The organism is Streptomyces sp. NPDC058620, from assembly GCF_042717135.1.
Taxonomy (GTDB): domain Bacteria; phylum Actinomycetota; class Actinomycetes; order Streptomycetales; family Streptomycetaceae; genus Streptomyces.
The window spans coordinates 1-13,758 of the sequence record NZ_JBHXQO010000033.1; the positions used below are offsets into that span (position 1 = coordinate 1).

Here is a 13,758-nt window from a genome sequence, read left to right on the forward strand (position 1 = left end):
GGACGGTGCGGGCCCCTTCAGGCGCAGCGCGTGTGACGGGCCGGGGAAAGGCCGATGGCCGTCGGTCGGCTACTTGTTGACGGTGAAGCCCTGGTCGGCGCCGTACTTGACACCGGCCTGCTGCCAGGAGTTCAGTCCCTCGGCGAGCGTCACGGGTGAGACGTATGCCTTGCCCACGGTGTCGTTGAAGACGGAGTTCGCGTACACCTGGTAGGGCAGGTAGGACCAGTCGGTGCCGACGTTGCGGGCGGACTCGGAGAAGATCTCGTTGGCCTTCTGACCGCCGAAGTACGGGAACTCGGTGTCGAGGAACTTCTTGGACTGGAGGTCGGCGCGCGTGGCGGGGAAGGCACCCTCGGCGACGCGGGCCGAGGCGCCCTCACCGGTGGTGACGTACTCGGCGAAGGCGTAGGCCAGTTCCTTGTTCCTGGCGGCCTTCGGAACCGCCAGCGAACTGCCTCCGTTCTCGGCGCTCTCCGTGGCGCCCGCCGTCCACTGGGGAAGCGGGGCGACGCGCCAGTCGCCGGAGGCGGATGGCACACCGGAGGTGAAGTTGGCAGGCATCCAGGCACCGATCGCCAGGGTCGCGATGGAACCGTCCGCGAGGCCCTTGTACCACGCGTCGCTCCAGGAGCTGATGGGTGCGACCAACTCCTCGTCGAGGAGCTTCTGCCAGGTGTCCGTGTACTTCTTGGTGCCCTCGTCGCCGAAGTCGATGGCGACGTCGGTGCCCTGTGTCTTGTAGGGACGACCGCCCGCCTGCCAGATGAGGCTGGTGGTCGCGCCAGCGTCACCCGTGTCGTTGGTGATGGAGATCTTGGGGTCCGCCTTGTGCAGGGCGCGGGCGGCCTCCACGTACTCGTCCCACGTCGTGGGCACCTTGATGCCGTGCTTGTCGAAGACCTTCTTGTTGTAGAAGAGGGCCATGGGGCCGGAGTCCATGGGCAGGGCGTAGATGGCCTCGTCCTGGGTGACGGCGTTCCACGGGCCGGGGGTGAATGCCTCGTCGTGTGTGGTCGCGCCGTAGCCGGAGAGGTCCGCGACGGTCTTGCCTATGGCGAACTGTCCGAGGGCGTAGTACTCGATCTGGGCCACATCGGGGGCCCCCGATCCGGCGGCGACGGCATTCTGCAGCGCCGTGTACTGCTTGTCCCCGGTACCGGCGTTGACCAGTTCGACGTCGACCTTCGGATACTTCTTCTCGAAGTTCTCGGCTGCCTTCTTCAGTGTGGGCTCCCAGGCCCACACCGTCACCTTGCCGCCCTTCTCCAGCGCGGACTTGACGTCCTCCGGGCTGCCCTGCGCGCTGTCCTCGGGCGAGGACCCACATGCTGTCGCACCGAGCGTGAGCGCGCAGCCCACGGCGAGTGCGCCGAGGACGCGGCGGGTGGTGAGGGTTCTCATGACGTGTGCTCCTGTTGATAGTTCGGTACGAGGGAACAGCAGGGTGAGAGAGGGGGTGGGCGGCAGTGGTGCGGGCTACTCCTTGACGCTTCCTGCGGCGAGACCTGACTGCCAGAAGCGCTGAAGCAGAAGGAAGACCACGACGATGGGGAGGATCGTCAGAAGGGAGCCGGTGATGACGAGGTCGAAAACCGCGTCCCCGCCGGCGGTCTGGGCCTGGGCGTTCCAGGCGTTGAGGCCGAGGGTGAGGGGGTACCAGTCCGGGTCCTTGATCATGATCAGTGGCAGGAAGTAGTTGTTCCAGGTCGCGACCATGGAGAAGAGCAGCACGGTGACGGTTCCCGGCATCAGCAGCGGCAGCGCGATGCGGAAGAAGGTGCGCAGTTCGCCGGAGCCGTCGATGCGGGCGGCTTCGAGCAGCTCGGTGGGGACCGCCTCGGCCGCGAAGACCCACATCAGATAGAGCCCGAAGGGCGAGATCAGGGAGGGGATGATGACGGCCCAAGGCGTGTTCGTCAGACCCATGTTGCTGAACATGAGGAAGGTGGGCACCGCGAGAGCGGTGCCCGGAACGGCGACGGCGCCGATGACGACCGCGAACACCGCGCGGCGCCCGGGGAAGTCGTACTTCGCCAGTGCGTATCCCCCGAGGACGGCGAGTACGGTCGCGCCACCTGCCCCGGCGACGACGTAGAGGAGTGTGTTCAGCAGCCAGCGGACGAACACACCGTCCTGGTAGGACAGGGTCCGGCTGACATTGCTCCAGAGGTCGAAGTCGTCACTGAACCACAGGCCGAAGGAGTCGAGCAGCCCTTGTTGGTCCTTGGTGGCGTTGATGAAGAGCCAGGCGAGTGGAAGCAGTGTGTATACGAGAACCAGGCCGGCCAGCAGGGTGAGCGACACGCTCGGGCGCGGATTCGAGGGACTGCGCAGGCGACTGTCGCGGCGCCCGAAGGAGGTTCGGGCCCCGGCCGTCTTGGGGGCGTCGGGGGGAGCGGCCGCCGAAGCCCTCGAGTCGGTGACGCCGGTCGTGATGGGGGTGGTCATCCCTCAGCCCTTCCTCATGCCGCGCAGCTGGACCGCGTAGGCGATGATCGCGGTGATGACACCCATCACGATCGCCACGGTCGCCGCGTAGTTGTGCTGCTGACCCGAGAAGGACAGCGAGTAGGTGTACAGGTTGGGAGTGAAGTCGCTGGTGATCGCATTGGGCGCGAGCTTCTGCAGGATGCTCGGCTCGTTGAACAGCTGGAAGCTGCCGATGATCGAGAAGATCGTGGCGATCACCAGGGCGCCGCGGATGGCCGGGAGTTTCACGGACGTCACGACGCGCCACTCTCCGGCACCGTCGATCGCCGCCGCCTCGTAGAGCGAGCGGGGGACGACCTTGAGCGCCGAGTAGAAGATCAGCATGTTGTACCCGACGAACTCCCAGGTCACGATGTTGCCGATGGAGGCCAGCACCAGGGAGGGAGACAGTGGGTCGGGCAGTGTGACGCCAAGGGCATCGTTGACGTTGCCGACGAGGCCGAACTGAGTGCCGTATATGAAGCCCCAGATGAGGCTCGCGACGACGGCGGGAACCGCGTACGGGAGAAAGATCGCCACACGGAAGAAGGACGTGCCGTAGAGCCTGCCGCTGTCGATGGCGAGGGCCGCGAGCAGCGCGATGCCCAGCATGACCGGCACTTGCACGGCCAGGAAGAGACCGACTCTGAGCAGGCCCTCCCAGAACCGGGGGTCGCTGAGCGCGTCGCCGTAGTTGTCGAGGCCGACGAAGGACGTGCCGCCGACGAGCCGGTCCCGGAAGACGCTCAAGTAGAGGGCGTAACCGATCGGCGCGAGGAAGACGAGCGCGAAGACCGCGACGAACGGGCCGACGAAGCCCCAGCCCACGAGAGCCTGCTTGCGTGGGCGGAAGCGGGGCCGCGGGCGGGTCGGTGGGGCTGCCGTAGCGCGCGTCGACAGGAGCGTCATGGATGGGTCCTAGCGTCGGTGACCGATCGGTCCGAAGACGGGGAACTTTGATGAGGCCTGGGCCGGGAGAGGCCGGGACTGGGGCTGGCCGACGAGTAATGTTTACGTAATCATCGGTAGCGTGATGGTGACATTCCCGGTGGGGGGCGTCAAGCACGTTACGGTGGTCAATGGGAGGGATTCCGGTGGCGGACAACAACACGAGCGGGTCGGCGGCGGTGGCCGGCGGCGGTGGTCGACGTGGGTCGAAAGGCGGGCCGCGCCGCGTCTCGATGGCCGATGTCGCCCAGCTCGCAGGCGTCTCGTCGCAGACGGTCTCGCGTGTCTCGAACGGTGACGCGGCCGTCGTCGACAGCACGCGGGAAAGGGTGCTGGCCGCGATGAAAGAGCTCGGCTACCGGCCCAACAGTGCCGCGCGAGCTCTGAAGCGGGGCGACTTCCGCGCCATGGGTGTGATCACCATGGGGCTGTCCAGCACCGGCAACGTGCGGACCCTGGAGGCCATCGCCAGTTGTGCCGCCCGCGAGGGGTACGCCGTCACGCTGATACCGCTGGACGCGCCGACCCAGGACAACGTCAAGGGTGCGTTCACCAGGCTCGACGAGCTCGCCGTCGACGCGGTGGCGCTGATCATGGAGGTGCACCTGCTCGACACCGCATCCCTGACGCTGCCGCCGCACGTGAAGGTGGTCGTGGTGGACTCGGACTCCTCGGGCCGCTTCCCCGTGGTGGACACCGATCAGCGCCAGGGCGCCCGTACGGCGGTGCGGCATCTGCTGGACCTCGACCACCGCACCGTATGGCACGTCGCGGGGCCGAAGGAGTCGTTCGCCGCCGGCCATCGCGCCGCGGCCTGGGAGGAGTTGCTGCTCCAGGAGGGCCGCACGGTTCCCCCGCTGCTGAGGGGCGACTGGACCCCGGACGCCGGCTACGAGGCCGGTCTCCGGCTCGCCGACGAGCCGGACTGCACCGCGGTGTTCGTGGCCAACGACCAGATGGCGCTCGGCGTCCTGCGGGCCATGCACGAGAGCGGCCGACGGGTACCGGAAGATGTGAGCGTCGTCGGCTTCGACGACATTCCTGATGCGGGCTCGTTCATTCCGCCCCTCACGACGGTTCGTCAGGACTTCGCGAGAGTCGGTCAGTTGTGCGTCGATGCGATTCTGCGTGAGCTGCGAGGCGAGACTCTGATGGGCACCACGCTGGTGCCGACCGATCTGGTGGTGCGCAGAAGTACGGCGCGGTATGCGGAGGCTTCGCCGCAGGAGGGGTGAGCGGTCCGGGCCACCACGGGGGTGGCCGGCCAGGCACTGCTTCCAGGGTCGAGCGGCACCGGATCGCGACGCACCTGACCGGGCCTCGCTCCACGGCCCGGTCCCGCTTCCCGATTCCGCTCAACGGCCCTGCTCACGTCCTACCCTACGGCCCGTGTTCGTGCGGACGGCACGACGAGGACGGCTCCCGGAACCCCTCTGGACGAGAGCAACCGCTGCGTCACGTCTCGGAACCACCTTTCATGTTCACGTAGACACGCGCGGCTCAGGGAGACCAACTACTCGTCGGTGGGCCCCAGATCGGCCGTCTCGCGCAGGTCGACGGTCCGGGTACGGGGGGACGCCTGCAGTTCGAGGACCACGACCTCGTTCACGCCGGCGCGCAGCACGGGAGCGGGGACGTAGAGAGACCGCTGGGGGCCGCGTGACCAGTACCGTCCAAGCGCGAAGCCGTTGATCCACGCATTGCCCTTGGTCCAGCCATCCAGGTGCAGGAAGGAATCGGCGGTCTCCGTCAGCTCGAATGTTCCGCGGTGGAACGTGGGCCCGGTCGTCGTCGACGACGTGGCGGCGGTGAACGGAATTCCGTCGAGCGTCGCCATCGGCAGCGACCGGTTGGTCCAGCCCGCGAGCTCCACGCCGTCCAGGAGGACCGTACCGAGCAGCCCCTTGCGGTCGTGGATGCCCTGGCCGTAGTTCACACGGCCCTGGTTCTCGACGAGGACGCTCAGGACGCTGCCGGGCCGCGGCACGGCGAAGGCGAGCGCGAACTCGTGGTTCTCGCGCTCCAGGACGCCCACCGGCTGCCCGTCGACGAACACCTGAGCACGGTCGCGTACCTGCTCCAGTTCGAGGAGCGCGGGACCCTTCAGGGGCAGCCTGGTTTCGTAGAGGACGAAGCCGAAGTCCTGCTCCATCTCCTCCATGGTGAGAGGACGCCGTGACTCGACGGCAGGGGCGAGAGCGGCGGCGTTCGTGAGCAGCGCGGCGCGCTCGGTCAGCACGACGCCGGGTACGGAGAGCTTGGGGGCGCGCTCCGGCACGGTGTCGCCGGGGACGGGCGCGTACTTGGAGATCACCTCACGGAACGCCGTGTACTTCTCGGTGGGGTCGCCTGCCTCGTCGAGAGGGGCGTCGTAGTCGTAGGACGTGACGGTGGGCCGGTACGTGTGCTTGTCGTTGGCGCCGTTGGTGAAGCCGAAGTTCGTGCCGCCATGGAACATGTAGAAGTTGACCGATGCCCCGGAGGCGAGCAGTTCGTCCAGTTCGGACGCGGCCTGGGCCGCGTCCCGGACGATGTGGTAACCGCCCCAGCGGTCGAACCAGCCGATCCAGAACTCGGCCGTCATCAGCGGCCCCTCCGGCCGCTGCGCGCGCAACTCGGCGAGGTTCCACGAAGAGCGACTGCCGAAGTTGGCAGTGGCGAGGACACCGGGCAGCGAACCGCGCTCGAGGTCGGCGGGCTGATCGCAGGTGAACAGAGGGACATCGACGCCGCAGCCGCGCAGGGTGCCGGCCAGGTGCTCCAGATAAGCGGTGTCGTCGCCGTAGGCCCCGTACTCGTTCTCCACCTGTACCGCGAGAACCGGTCCGCCGTTCGAGGCGAGGTAGGGGCGGAGGGGGGTGAGGAGGCGGGCGAAGTAGTCGTCGACCGCTGTAAGGAACCGGGGATCCCGCGAGCGGAGCCGGATGCCGGGCTCAGCCAGCAGCCAGGACGGCACACCGCCCCCTTCCCACTCGGCGCAGATGTACGGGCCTGGGCGCAGGAGAACGTGCAGTCCTTCGTCGGCGGCCAGTTGGAGGAACCGGGGCAGGTCCAGCGAGCCGTCCATACGGAACTGATCCGGCCGCGGCTGATGAAGATTCCAGGGGACGTATGTCTCGATGGTGTTGAGACCCATGAGCCGGGCCTTGCGCAGACGGTCCGCCCACTGCTCAGGATGGACCCGGAAGTAGTGCAGCCCACCGGAGAGGATCCGGAAGGGTTGGCCGTCGAGCAAGAATCCTGCGTTGTCTATCTGCAGAACGGACATGGGTTGCTGCTCCTGGACTGGAAAGGGGAACGCGGCCAGTCGGCGCTCACCGCACATGTTTACGTAAACATGAAGTAATGGCAAGCCCCTGCCGAGTCAGCCGCCTTCTCTCGCCCGGCGACGAAGTAACGCCTCCACCCAGATGCCGGCGCGGAGTGCCGCGACCGACGTCCGCGGCAGCACCCGAGGGACGCCGCTCCGGGACGGCGGGTGAGGCCGCCGGGCGCGCGCATGTCCAGGGCGGAAGCGCAGGCCGCCACCAGGGCGTTCGGTTCTCAGGCCATAGGGTGATCTCCCACCCTGTCCCTCTGCAGCCTGGAGGAGTGCATGCGCGACACCCCTCGTTACCAGCCGCCCCTCAGTCGTCATGATGCCGATGCACCGGAACCGGCACCGCCGGTGGCCCAGTTACGGAGACGTCTTGGCCCAGGCCGCCCACTGGGGGCCCTGGCGACCGCAGTTCCGCTCCGGCGGAGAAGTGCAACGTGTCCGGGCCCGACCCCCGGAAGGTGGTTCACCCGAAGTGCAAAGCGGCCATCGGCAGTGCTGGCCGCCGCGCTGCCGGCTGCCCCGCCGACGACCACCGTGCACGCCGCGGCGCCCGCCTCCGTACGAGGAATGACGGAAGGAAGGACTGTTCCCACCGGTCTCTCACGTCCTGGCAGACCGGCTCGGCCTCAGTCCTGGCGACAGCCCCGCCCTCGACCGGTTCGATGACGCGGACCGTGCAACCGTGGCCGAGTACGAGCCGTCGACCGTACCGCCGAGCCGGGTGTCGGCCGTCAGATCCACGGCGGCGTCGCCGCCCGCCGGGACCGTGATCCGCTGCGCCCCGAGGGTGAAGAACCCGGCCGGGGCGGGCTGTCCGTCTCCGCCGGTGGGCGCCGCCAGCGACAGGTCCAGCGTCACGTCGGCGGTGCCGTTGTTCCGGTAACTCACCTGCTTGGTGACGGGTGTGTCGTCGGTGTGGGGCCACTGCTGGGTGCCCAGGCCGACCGAGCCCGGTTCGGAGACGAGCGTCTGGTCGATCGCCTTGTCGACGGCGAGCCGGCCCGCGCCCTGTTGGAAGACCGAGTGGGAGCCGCCCTTGGCTGAGCCCGTCAGGACGGCCTTGATCTGTGCACCTGTCCAGGTGGGGTTCTTCTGCTTGAGGATCGCCGCGGCGCCCGCGACGTGCGGGGTCGCCATCGACGTGCCGCTCTGGCTGACGTATCCGGGAGGGTTCTGTCCCGGGATGCCGGCCGCCGCGGCCGCCGTGATCTCCACGCCCGGCGCGGTGACGTCGGGCTTGACGGCGCCGTCCCCGGTACGGGGCCCGACGCTGGAGAAGTCGGCGATCAGGTCGTCGTCGTCGACGGCGCCGACCGTCAGGGCCGCGTCGGCGCTGCCCGGCGATGCGACCGTGCCCCGCCCCGGCCCGCTGTTGCCCGCGGCTACCGCGAACAGGATGCCCTTCTCCGCAGAGACCTTGTTGACCTGGGCTTCCAGGGGGTCGATCCCAAGGGTGTCGGGGCTGCCCAGGCTCATGTTGATGATGTCGGCACCTTGGGCGACGGCCCAGTCGACCCCCGCGAGGATGCCGGAGTCGTCACCGACGCCCCGGTCGTCCAGCACCTTGGCGTTGATCAGCTGGGCCGCGGGCGCCACGCCCTTGAACCGGGCGTCCTTCGCCCCCGTACCGGCCGCGACAGAGGCCACATGCGTGCCGTGTCCGACCCGGTCCCGGGCGTCCGGGGAGCTGCTGAAGTTCCCCTCCGCCACCACCCGGCCCGTCAGGTCCGGGTGGGTGGCGTCGATCCCGGTGTCCACGACGGCGATCTTCACACCGGCGCCGTCGTACGAGCGGGCCCAGGCCGCCGGTGCGCCGATCTGGCCGGTGCTGCGGTCGAGCGACGCCTTCCGTACGCCGTCCAGCCAGACCCGGGCGATGCCGGAGGTCGTGGCCGCCGAACCGTCACCCTGCTGTCGGGTCAGGGCGTCCCACAGTGTGCCCGTGCTGTCGGTGGTGCCGGCACGTGCGCCGGTGACGGCATCGGCGTCGAGGGCCGACAGAGTCCGGCGGACGGTGGTGCCGTCGGAGGACCGCACCTCGGCGCGGGCGGACTTGGCCGCCGGTCCCCGGTAGCCGACGATCACCTTGAGACCGGCCCGGTGGGCCTTGCGGCTCTCCGGTTTGGCGAGTCCGGTGATGTCGAACAGCCGCTGGTCCAGCGTGCCGTCGGCGATCAGCCGCCGGGCGTCACGCGGCACCACATAGGTCCGCCCGTTGTGGGTCTGAGTGAAGAACGGTATGTCCTCCCGGCCCTTCGCCCGCTGGATGCCGCCGACCCGGCCACGGGAGTCCACGAGTACCCGGTCGCCGGTGATCAGGGCGACGGTGTGCACGGTCCTGCCGGTTGTCCCTAAGTCCTTGGCGGTGACCGGAGATGCCACGTCCGGGCTGCTGGTCTTCGCCGATGCCGGGCCGGTCATGCCCGCCGTCAGGGCGACGGCGGCCGCAGCGACGACGGCGTACGCCTTCTTTGATCGTTTACGCAAGATTGTCCCTGCTCAGGAGTGAATCGGGCGGGCGAAGGCCCGGCCCGCACGGGGACGTGTTCGATACGTACGGCCCCGGGGCCCTGAAGTATTCCGGGGTCGCTCGGACGCACTCAATGATCGTTGTGTAACAGCCGTCCGGGATGATCGGGCTTACTCAGGAGGGCGTACGGGCCCCGGATTCCCGGCACATGCGGATACGGATACATGGGCGCGCAGGTCGGCGCATGGCCGAGGAAGCCTCCGCCTACGCCGCCCGGATCGCCTCGTCCATGGGCCTCATCCGCTTCGATCCCCAGGAACGTCTGCTCAGGTCCCTGAGACCTGAACGAGCTGCCGGTGACAGATGAGGGTTGCTGTGATGCCGACGAAGGCGAGGAAGTGCTCGGCCTTGCGTTTGTAGCGGGGCTGGAGGCGGCGACAGCCGGCCAGCCAGGACACCACCACTCGCCGGAGGCACCTCCACGGCTCGAAAGTGCCCCGGGTTCATCAGCTCTCACCGCCGTCCCGGCCGACCCCTTCGGCTGTGAGTCGACTCTCCAGTCCCGTGATGATCATCACCAGCGCCAGGTGGAACATCCGGCTCTCATCGGGGCCTGCATCCGCGCGCTCGCCATCGCCATCGCCATCGCCGGTGGCGGTGGCAGCCGGCAGGAGAGTTGACCATCGCTGAAGCGCACCGCTGACTTCGGCGATCACCACGCCGAGTACGGCGGCGCAGACAGGAGCGGCCACCCGCGGGACCTCTTCCCGCGGTACGCCCGCATCCTCCAGCGCGGCGGTGAGCCCGAGCCAAAAGGGGTCTTCGGGCTGAATGAATTCCGGCTGCCCGAACGAGTAGGTCATGAGCTCGGGGTGACGGTGCGCCAGCGTGCGGAAGTCCACGGCAAGTTGGCGGAGACGGTCCTGCCAGGCCGCGCCTTCCCGGGTCGCGGTGCGGAACTGGGCGCCGACCGTTCTCGCCACGCCGCGCAGCAGGGCGTCCTTGTTCGGCACGTGGTGGTACAGCGACATCGGGTTCGCATCCAACGCGGTCGCGAGTTTGCGCATGGTCAGCGCCTCGACCCCGTCGGCGTCGATGAGTCGCAGCGCCATGGCGTAGATGCCGTCCTGCGTGAGCGGCACGTCCCTCTTCCTCGTGCCCCGGGGAGTCGTTTTTGGAGTTTCCATACGACGTATGGTACCACTGAAAAGAGTTCCATACGGTGTATGGAAATGAGGGCTTGCTGCCGGTCGACGGCCCTTCCCGCATCGCACAGTGCCCTTGCCCCCTCCTCTCTCCGCACAAAGGAGCAAGCCATGGCCACGCATCCCGTGTCCGATCTGCGTCCCATCCGGTCCCCGCGGGGGATCCCTCTGCTCGGCCACACGCCGCAGATCCCCGACACCAACCCGGTCGCGTACTTCGGCGAGCTGTCCAAGCAGTTCCCCGAGGGCATCTACGGGATGGACATCGCCGGCATCGAGCAGGTCTTCGTCTATGACCCGGACCTGGTGGCCGAGGTCTGCGACGAGACGCGGTTCTTCAAGCAGATCGAGAAGACGCCGCTGAGCCATGTCCGGGACTACGCGGGGGCGGGACTGTTCACGGCCCACCAGCACGAGGAGGAATGGGGCATGGCGCACCGGATCCTCCTGCCGGCGTTCAGCCAGCGGGCCATGAAGGCCTACTACAGGCAGATGCTGGAGGTCGCCCAGAACCTGGTGGGCAAGTGGGAGCGCAAGGAGGGCCGGCCGGTCAACATCACCGACGACTACACCCGGCTGACCCTGGACACCATCGCCCTGTCGGGGTTCGGCTACCGGTTCGACTCCTTCTCCAAGGAGCAGCTGCACCCCTTCCTCAACGCGCTGCTGGAAGCGCTGGTGGAGTCGCTGCGGCGCTCGCAGGAGCTGCCGATGATGACCAGGCTCCGCAGGGCCGACGGCAAGAATTACCACGAGAACATCCAGCTGATGCGCGACCTGGTCGAGAGCGTGATCAAGGAGCGCCGTCAGGGGAAGGGCACGGGTGAAGAGGACCTGCTGGGTCTGATGCTGGAGGCCACCGACCCGGAGACCGGCAAGCGGCTGGCCGACGACAACGTCCGTGACCAGGTGGTGACGTTCCTGATCGCCGGTCACGAGACCACCAGTGGTCTGCTGTCGTTCGCCACGTATTCGTTGATGCGCAACCCGCACATCCTGGCTCAGGCCTACGCCGAGGTGGACCGGCTGCTGCCGGGCGACACGGTCCCGGACTACGACACGATCATGCAGATGGACGTGATCCCGCGGATCCTGGAGGAGACCCTGCGCCTGTGGGCTCCCATCCCGATGATCGGCAAGTCGCCGCTGGAGGACACCGTCATCGGCGGCTGCTACGAGCTGAAGAAGGGAGCGCGGGTCAACCTCCTCGAGGGTCCGCTGCACACCCACCCCAAGGCGTGGGACCGGCCGGAGGAGTTCGACATCAACCGGTGGCTGCCGGAGAACCGGGTCAACCACCACCCGCACGCCTACAAGCCGTTCGGCAACGGCGTGCGTGCCTGCATCGGCCGGCAGTTCGCACTCACCGAGGCCCGTCTGGCACTCGCGCTGGTGCTGCAGAAATTCAAGTTCTCCGACATGGCCGACTACAGGATGGACGTCAAGGAGGCGCTGACGCGCAAGCCCGGCGGCTTCGAACTGAACGTGCGAGCCCGTCAGGAGCACGAGCGGACCGTCTTCGGCGCCGTGGACCGGCAGACCGACGACCCGCGGGCGCAGGCCGCGGTCAGTGGTGTCGGGGTGAACCTGACCGTCGCCTACGGCTCCAGCCTGGGCAGCAGCGAGGATCTGGCGCGTGCCATCGCCGACCGCGGAGAGCGCTCCGGGTTCGGCACCACCTTGGTCGGCCTGGACGAGCTGGGCGACAGTCTGCCCACCGAGGGACTGCTCGTGGTCGTGGCCTCCAGCTACAACGGCAAGGCCCCGGACAACGCGCAGCGTTTCGACGAGCTGCTCACCGCCGGACTCCCGGAGGGTTCGCTGTCCCAAGTACGGTTCGCGCTGCTGGGTGCCGGCAACACCCAGTGGGTGGCCACCTACCAGGGCTTCCCCAAGCGGATCGAGCAAGGCCTGCTGGCGGCCGGGGCCAACCCCGTCATCGAGCGCGGCATCGCGGATGCGGCCGGTGACTTCGACGGCATGGCCGCCCGCTGGATGGACACCTTGTGGGCCACCCTGGCCGAGGAGTACGCCGCCGACACCTCCGAGGCGAGCGGACCGCGCTTCCAGGTCCAGCTGCTCACCGAGGCCGACGTGCGCCCGGCGATCGTCTCCGACCAGGCCCACCCCCTCACGGTCGTGGCCAACGAGGAACTCGTGGCCGACGCCACCGGCCTGTGGGACTTCAGCATCGAGCCGCCGCGCCCGTCCGCGAAGTCCCTCACCATCGAGCTCCCCGCCGGTGTCACCTACGACACCGGCAACCACCTGGCCGTCTTCGCCAAGAACGAACCCGCCCTGGTCGACCGCGCACTCGCACGGCTCGGGATCAACCGCGACCAGGTGCTTCGGCTCGACCAGCCCGTGGGCGGGCGCACCCATCTGCCGGTCGGCACGCCCGTCACCGCCGGCCTGCTGCTCACCGAGTTCCTGGAACTGCAGGACATCGCCACCCGCTCCCAGATCCAGACCCTGGCCGAACACACCCCGTGCCCGTGGACCCGGCCCCAGCTGGAGGCGTACACGGCCGACACCGAAGAGGCCCAGGAGCGCTACCAGAAGGAAATCCTCAACAAGCGCATCTCCGTGCTGGGCCTGCTGGAGCGCTTGCCTGCGGTCGAGCTGCCGCTGGCGGTCTTCCTGGACATGATGGGCCCGATCCGCCCGCGGTTCTACTCCATCTCCTCCGCTCCGCTGGCCAACCCGCGCCACGTGCGCCTGACCGTGGGCCTGCTGGAGGGCCCGGCCCTGTCCGGCGACGGCCAGTACCGCGGCACCTGCTCCTCCTACCTCGGCGGCCTCGAGCCCGGGGACGTCTTCTACGGCTACGTGCGCGTGCCCTCCCCGACCTTCGCCCCGCCGCCCGACCCGGCCACGCCGCTGGTCCTCATCGGCCCGGGCACCGGCATCGCGCCGCTGCGCGGATTCCTGGAGGAGCGCGCCTCGCAGCAGGAGAACGGCATCAAGGTGGGCCTGTCGCAGGTCTTCGTCGGCTGCCGCCACCCGGAGCACGACTACTTCTACGGCCAGGAGATGCATGCCTGGGAGCAGTCAGGGATCGCGCAGGTGCACACCGCCTTCTCCGCGGTGACCGGCCACCCGGCCCGGTTCGTCCAGAACGCCATCGCCAACGCCGCCGACACCGTGTGGCAGGCCATCGAGGACGGGGCGTACGTCTACGTATGCGGTGACGGCCGCCGCATGGCGCCCGCCGTGCGCGAGGCGCTCGCCGCCATCTACCGGAAGCACACCGGCAGCGACGACGAGACCGCCCAGCAGTGGCTCGCACAGCTCGAAGCCGACGAGCGCTACCAGCAGGACGTCTTCGCCTGACCTCCGGACGC

8 protein-coding genes and 2 pseudogenes are annotated in these 13,758 nt (G+C 68.5%); 3 read left to right on the forward strand and 7 right to left on the reverse strand.

Annotated features, from left to right (window positions below):
- Positions 1-69 precede the first annotated feature (69 nt).
- The 3 genes from ACFWSK_RS25555 to ACFWSK_RS25565 form a co-directional block, all read right to left on the reverse strand.
- Positions 70-1,404 (reverse strand): ABC transporter substrate-binding protein, encoded by a 1,335-nt coding sequence (locus ACFWSK_RS25555; RefSeq protein ID WP_383790505.1) that lies wholly within the window; start codon positions 1,402-1,404, stop codon positions 70-72.
- 75 nt (positions 1,405-1,479) lie between these two features.
- Positions 1,480-2,451: a carbohydrate ABC transporter permease gene (locus ACFWSK_RS25560; RefSeq protein WP_383790508.1), complete on the reverse strand. Its 972-nt coding sequence runs from the start codon at positions 2,449-2,451 to the stop codon at positions 1,480-1,482.
- 3 nt (positions 2,452-2,454) lie between these two features.
- Positions 2,455-3,381, reverse strand: coding sequence for a carbohydrate ABC transporter permease (locus tag ACFWSK_RS25565; protein WP_383790510.1), 927 nt, complete (start codon positions 3,379-3,381; stop codon positions 2,455-2,457).
- Between the two features lie 272 nt (positions 3,382-3,653).
- On the opposite strand from ACFWSK_RS25565, the gene ACFWSK_RS25570 reads away from it, so the two are divergent.
- Positions 3,654-4,655, forward strand: coding sequence for a LacI family DNA-binding transcriptional regulator (locus ACFWSK_RS25570; protein ID WP_383790694.1), 1,002 nt, complete (start codon positions 3,654-3,656; stop codon positions 4,653-4,655).
- A gap of 278 nt (positions 4,656-4,933) precedes the next feature.
- Here the strand turns inward: ACFWSK_RS25570 and ACFWSK_RS25575 are convergent, their stop codons facing one another.
- Both ACFWSK_RS25575 and ACFWSK_RS25580 read right to left on the reverse strand, forming a co-directional pair.
- Complete coding sequence (locus ACFWSK_RS25575) at positions 4,934-6,688, reverse strand: beta-galactosidase family protein (protein ID WP_383790513.1); 1,755 nt, start codon at positions 6,686-6,688, stop codon at positions 4,934-4,936.
- A gap of 720 nt (positions 6,689-7,408) precedes the next feature.
- A pseudogene (locus ACFWSK_RS25580) lies at positions 7,409-9,226 on the reverse strand (S8 family serine peptidase); the annotation flags it as partial.
- 227 nt (positions 9,227-9,453) lie between these two features.
- Between ACFWSK_RS25580 and ACFWSK_RS25585 the strand changes: the two are divergent.
- Positions 9,454-9,576 (forward strand): hypothetical protein, encoded by a 123-nt coding sequence (locus ACFWSK_RS25585; protein WP_383790702.1) that lies wholly within the window; start codon positions 9,454-9,456, stop codon positions 9,574-9,576.
- On the opposite strand, the pseudogene ACFWSK_RS25590 reads toward ACFWSK_RS25585, so the two are convergent.
- Both ACFWSK_RS25590 and ACFWSK_RS25595 read right to left on the reverse strand, forming a co-directional pair.
- Positions 9,536-9,667 (reverse strand): annotated as a pseudogene (locus ACFWSK_RS25590) (IS5/IS1182 family transposase); the annotation flags it as partial. The gene ACFWSK_RS25585 and the pseudogene ACFWSK_RS25590 overlap by 41 nt on opposite strands.
- Before the next feature lie 48 nt (positions 9,668-9,715).
- The gene (locus ACFWSK_RS25595) at positions 9,716-10,351 is read right to left on the reverse strand and encodes a TetR/AcrR family transcriptional regulator (protein ID WP_383790515.1); all 636 of its coding nucleotides are present in this window, start codon (positions 10,349-10,351) and stop codon (positions 9,716-9,718) included.
- Between the two features lie 174 nt (positions 10,352-10,525).
- On the opposite strand from ACFWSK_RS25595, the gene ACFWSK_RS25600 reads away from it, so the two are divergent.
- Positions 10,526-13,747, forward strand: coding sequence for a bifunctional cytochrome P450/NADPH--P450 reductase (locus ACFWSK_RS25600; protein ID WP_383790518.1), 3,222 nt, complete (start codon positions 10,526-10,528; stop codon positions 13,745-13,747).
- Positions 13,748-13,758: the final 11 nt, after the last annotated feature.

Bases quoted from the DNA above. Each gene is read 5' to 3' on its own strand.
- ACFWSK_RS25555 (WP_383790505.1), bottom strand. From the start codon at position 1,404: ATGAGAACCCTCACCACCCGCCGCGTCCTCGGCGCACTCGCCGTGGGC.
- ACFWSK_RS25575 (WP_383790513.1), bottom strand. From the start codon at position 6,688: ATGTCCGTTCTGCAGATAGACAACGCAGGATTCTTGCTCGACGGCCAA.
- ACFWSK_RS25560 (WP_383790508.1), bottom strand. From the start codon at position 2,451: ATGACCACCCCCATCACGACCGGCGTCACCGACTCGAGGGCTTCGGCG.
- ACFWSK_RS25565 (WP_383790510.1), bottom strand. From the start codon at position 3,381: ATGACGCTCCTGTCGACGCGCGCTACGGCAGCCCCACCGACCCGCCCG.
- ACFWSK_RS25570 (WP_383790694.1), top strand. From the start codon at position 3,654: ATGGCCGATGTCGCCCAGCTCGCAGGCGTCTCGTCGCAGACGGTCTCG.
- ACFWSK_RS25585 (WP_383790702.1), top strand. From the start codon at position 9,454: ATGGCCGAGGAAGCCTCCGCCTACGCCGCCCGGATCGCCTCGTCCATG.
- ACFWSK_RS25600 (WP_383790518.1), top strand. From the start codon at position 10,526: ATGGCCACGCATCCCGTGTCCGATCTGCGTCCCATCCGGTCCCCGCGG.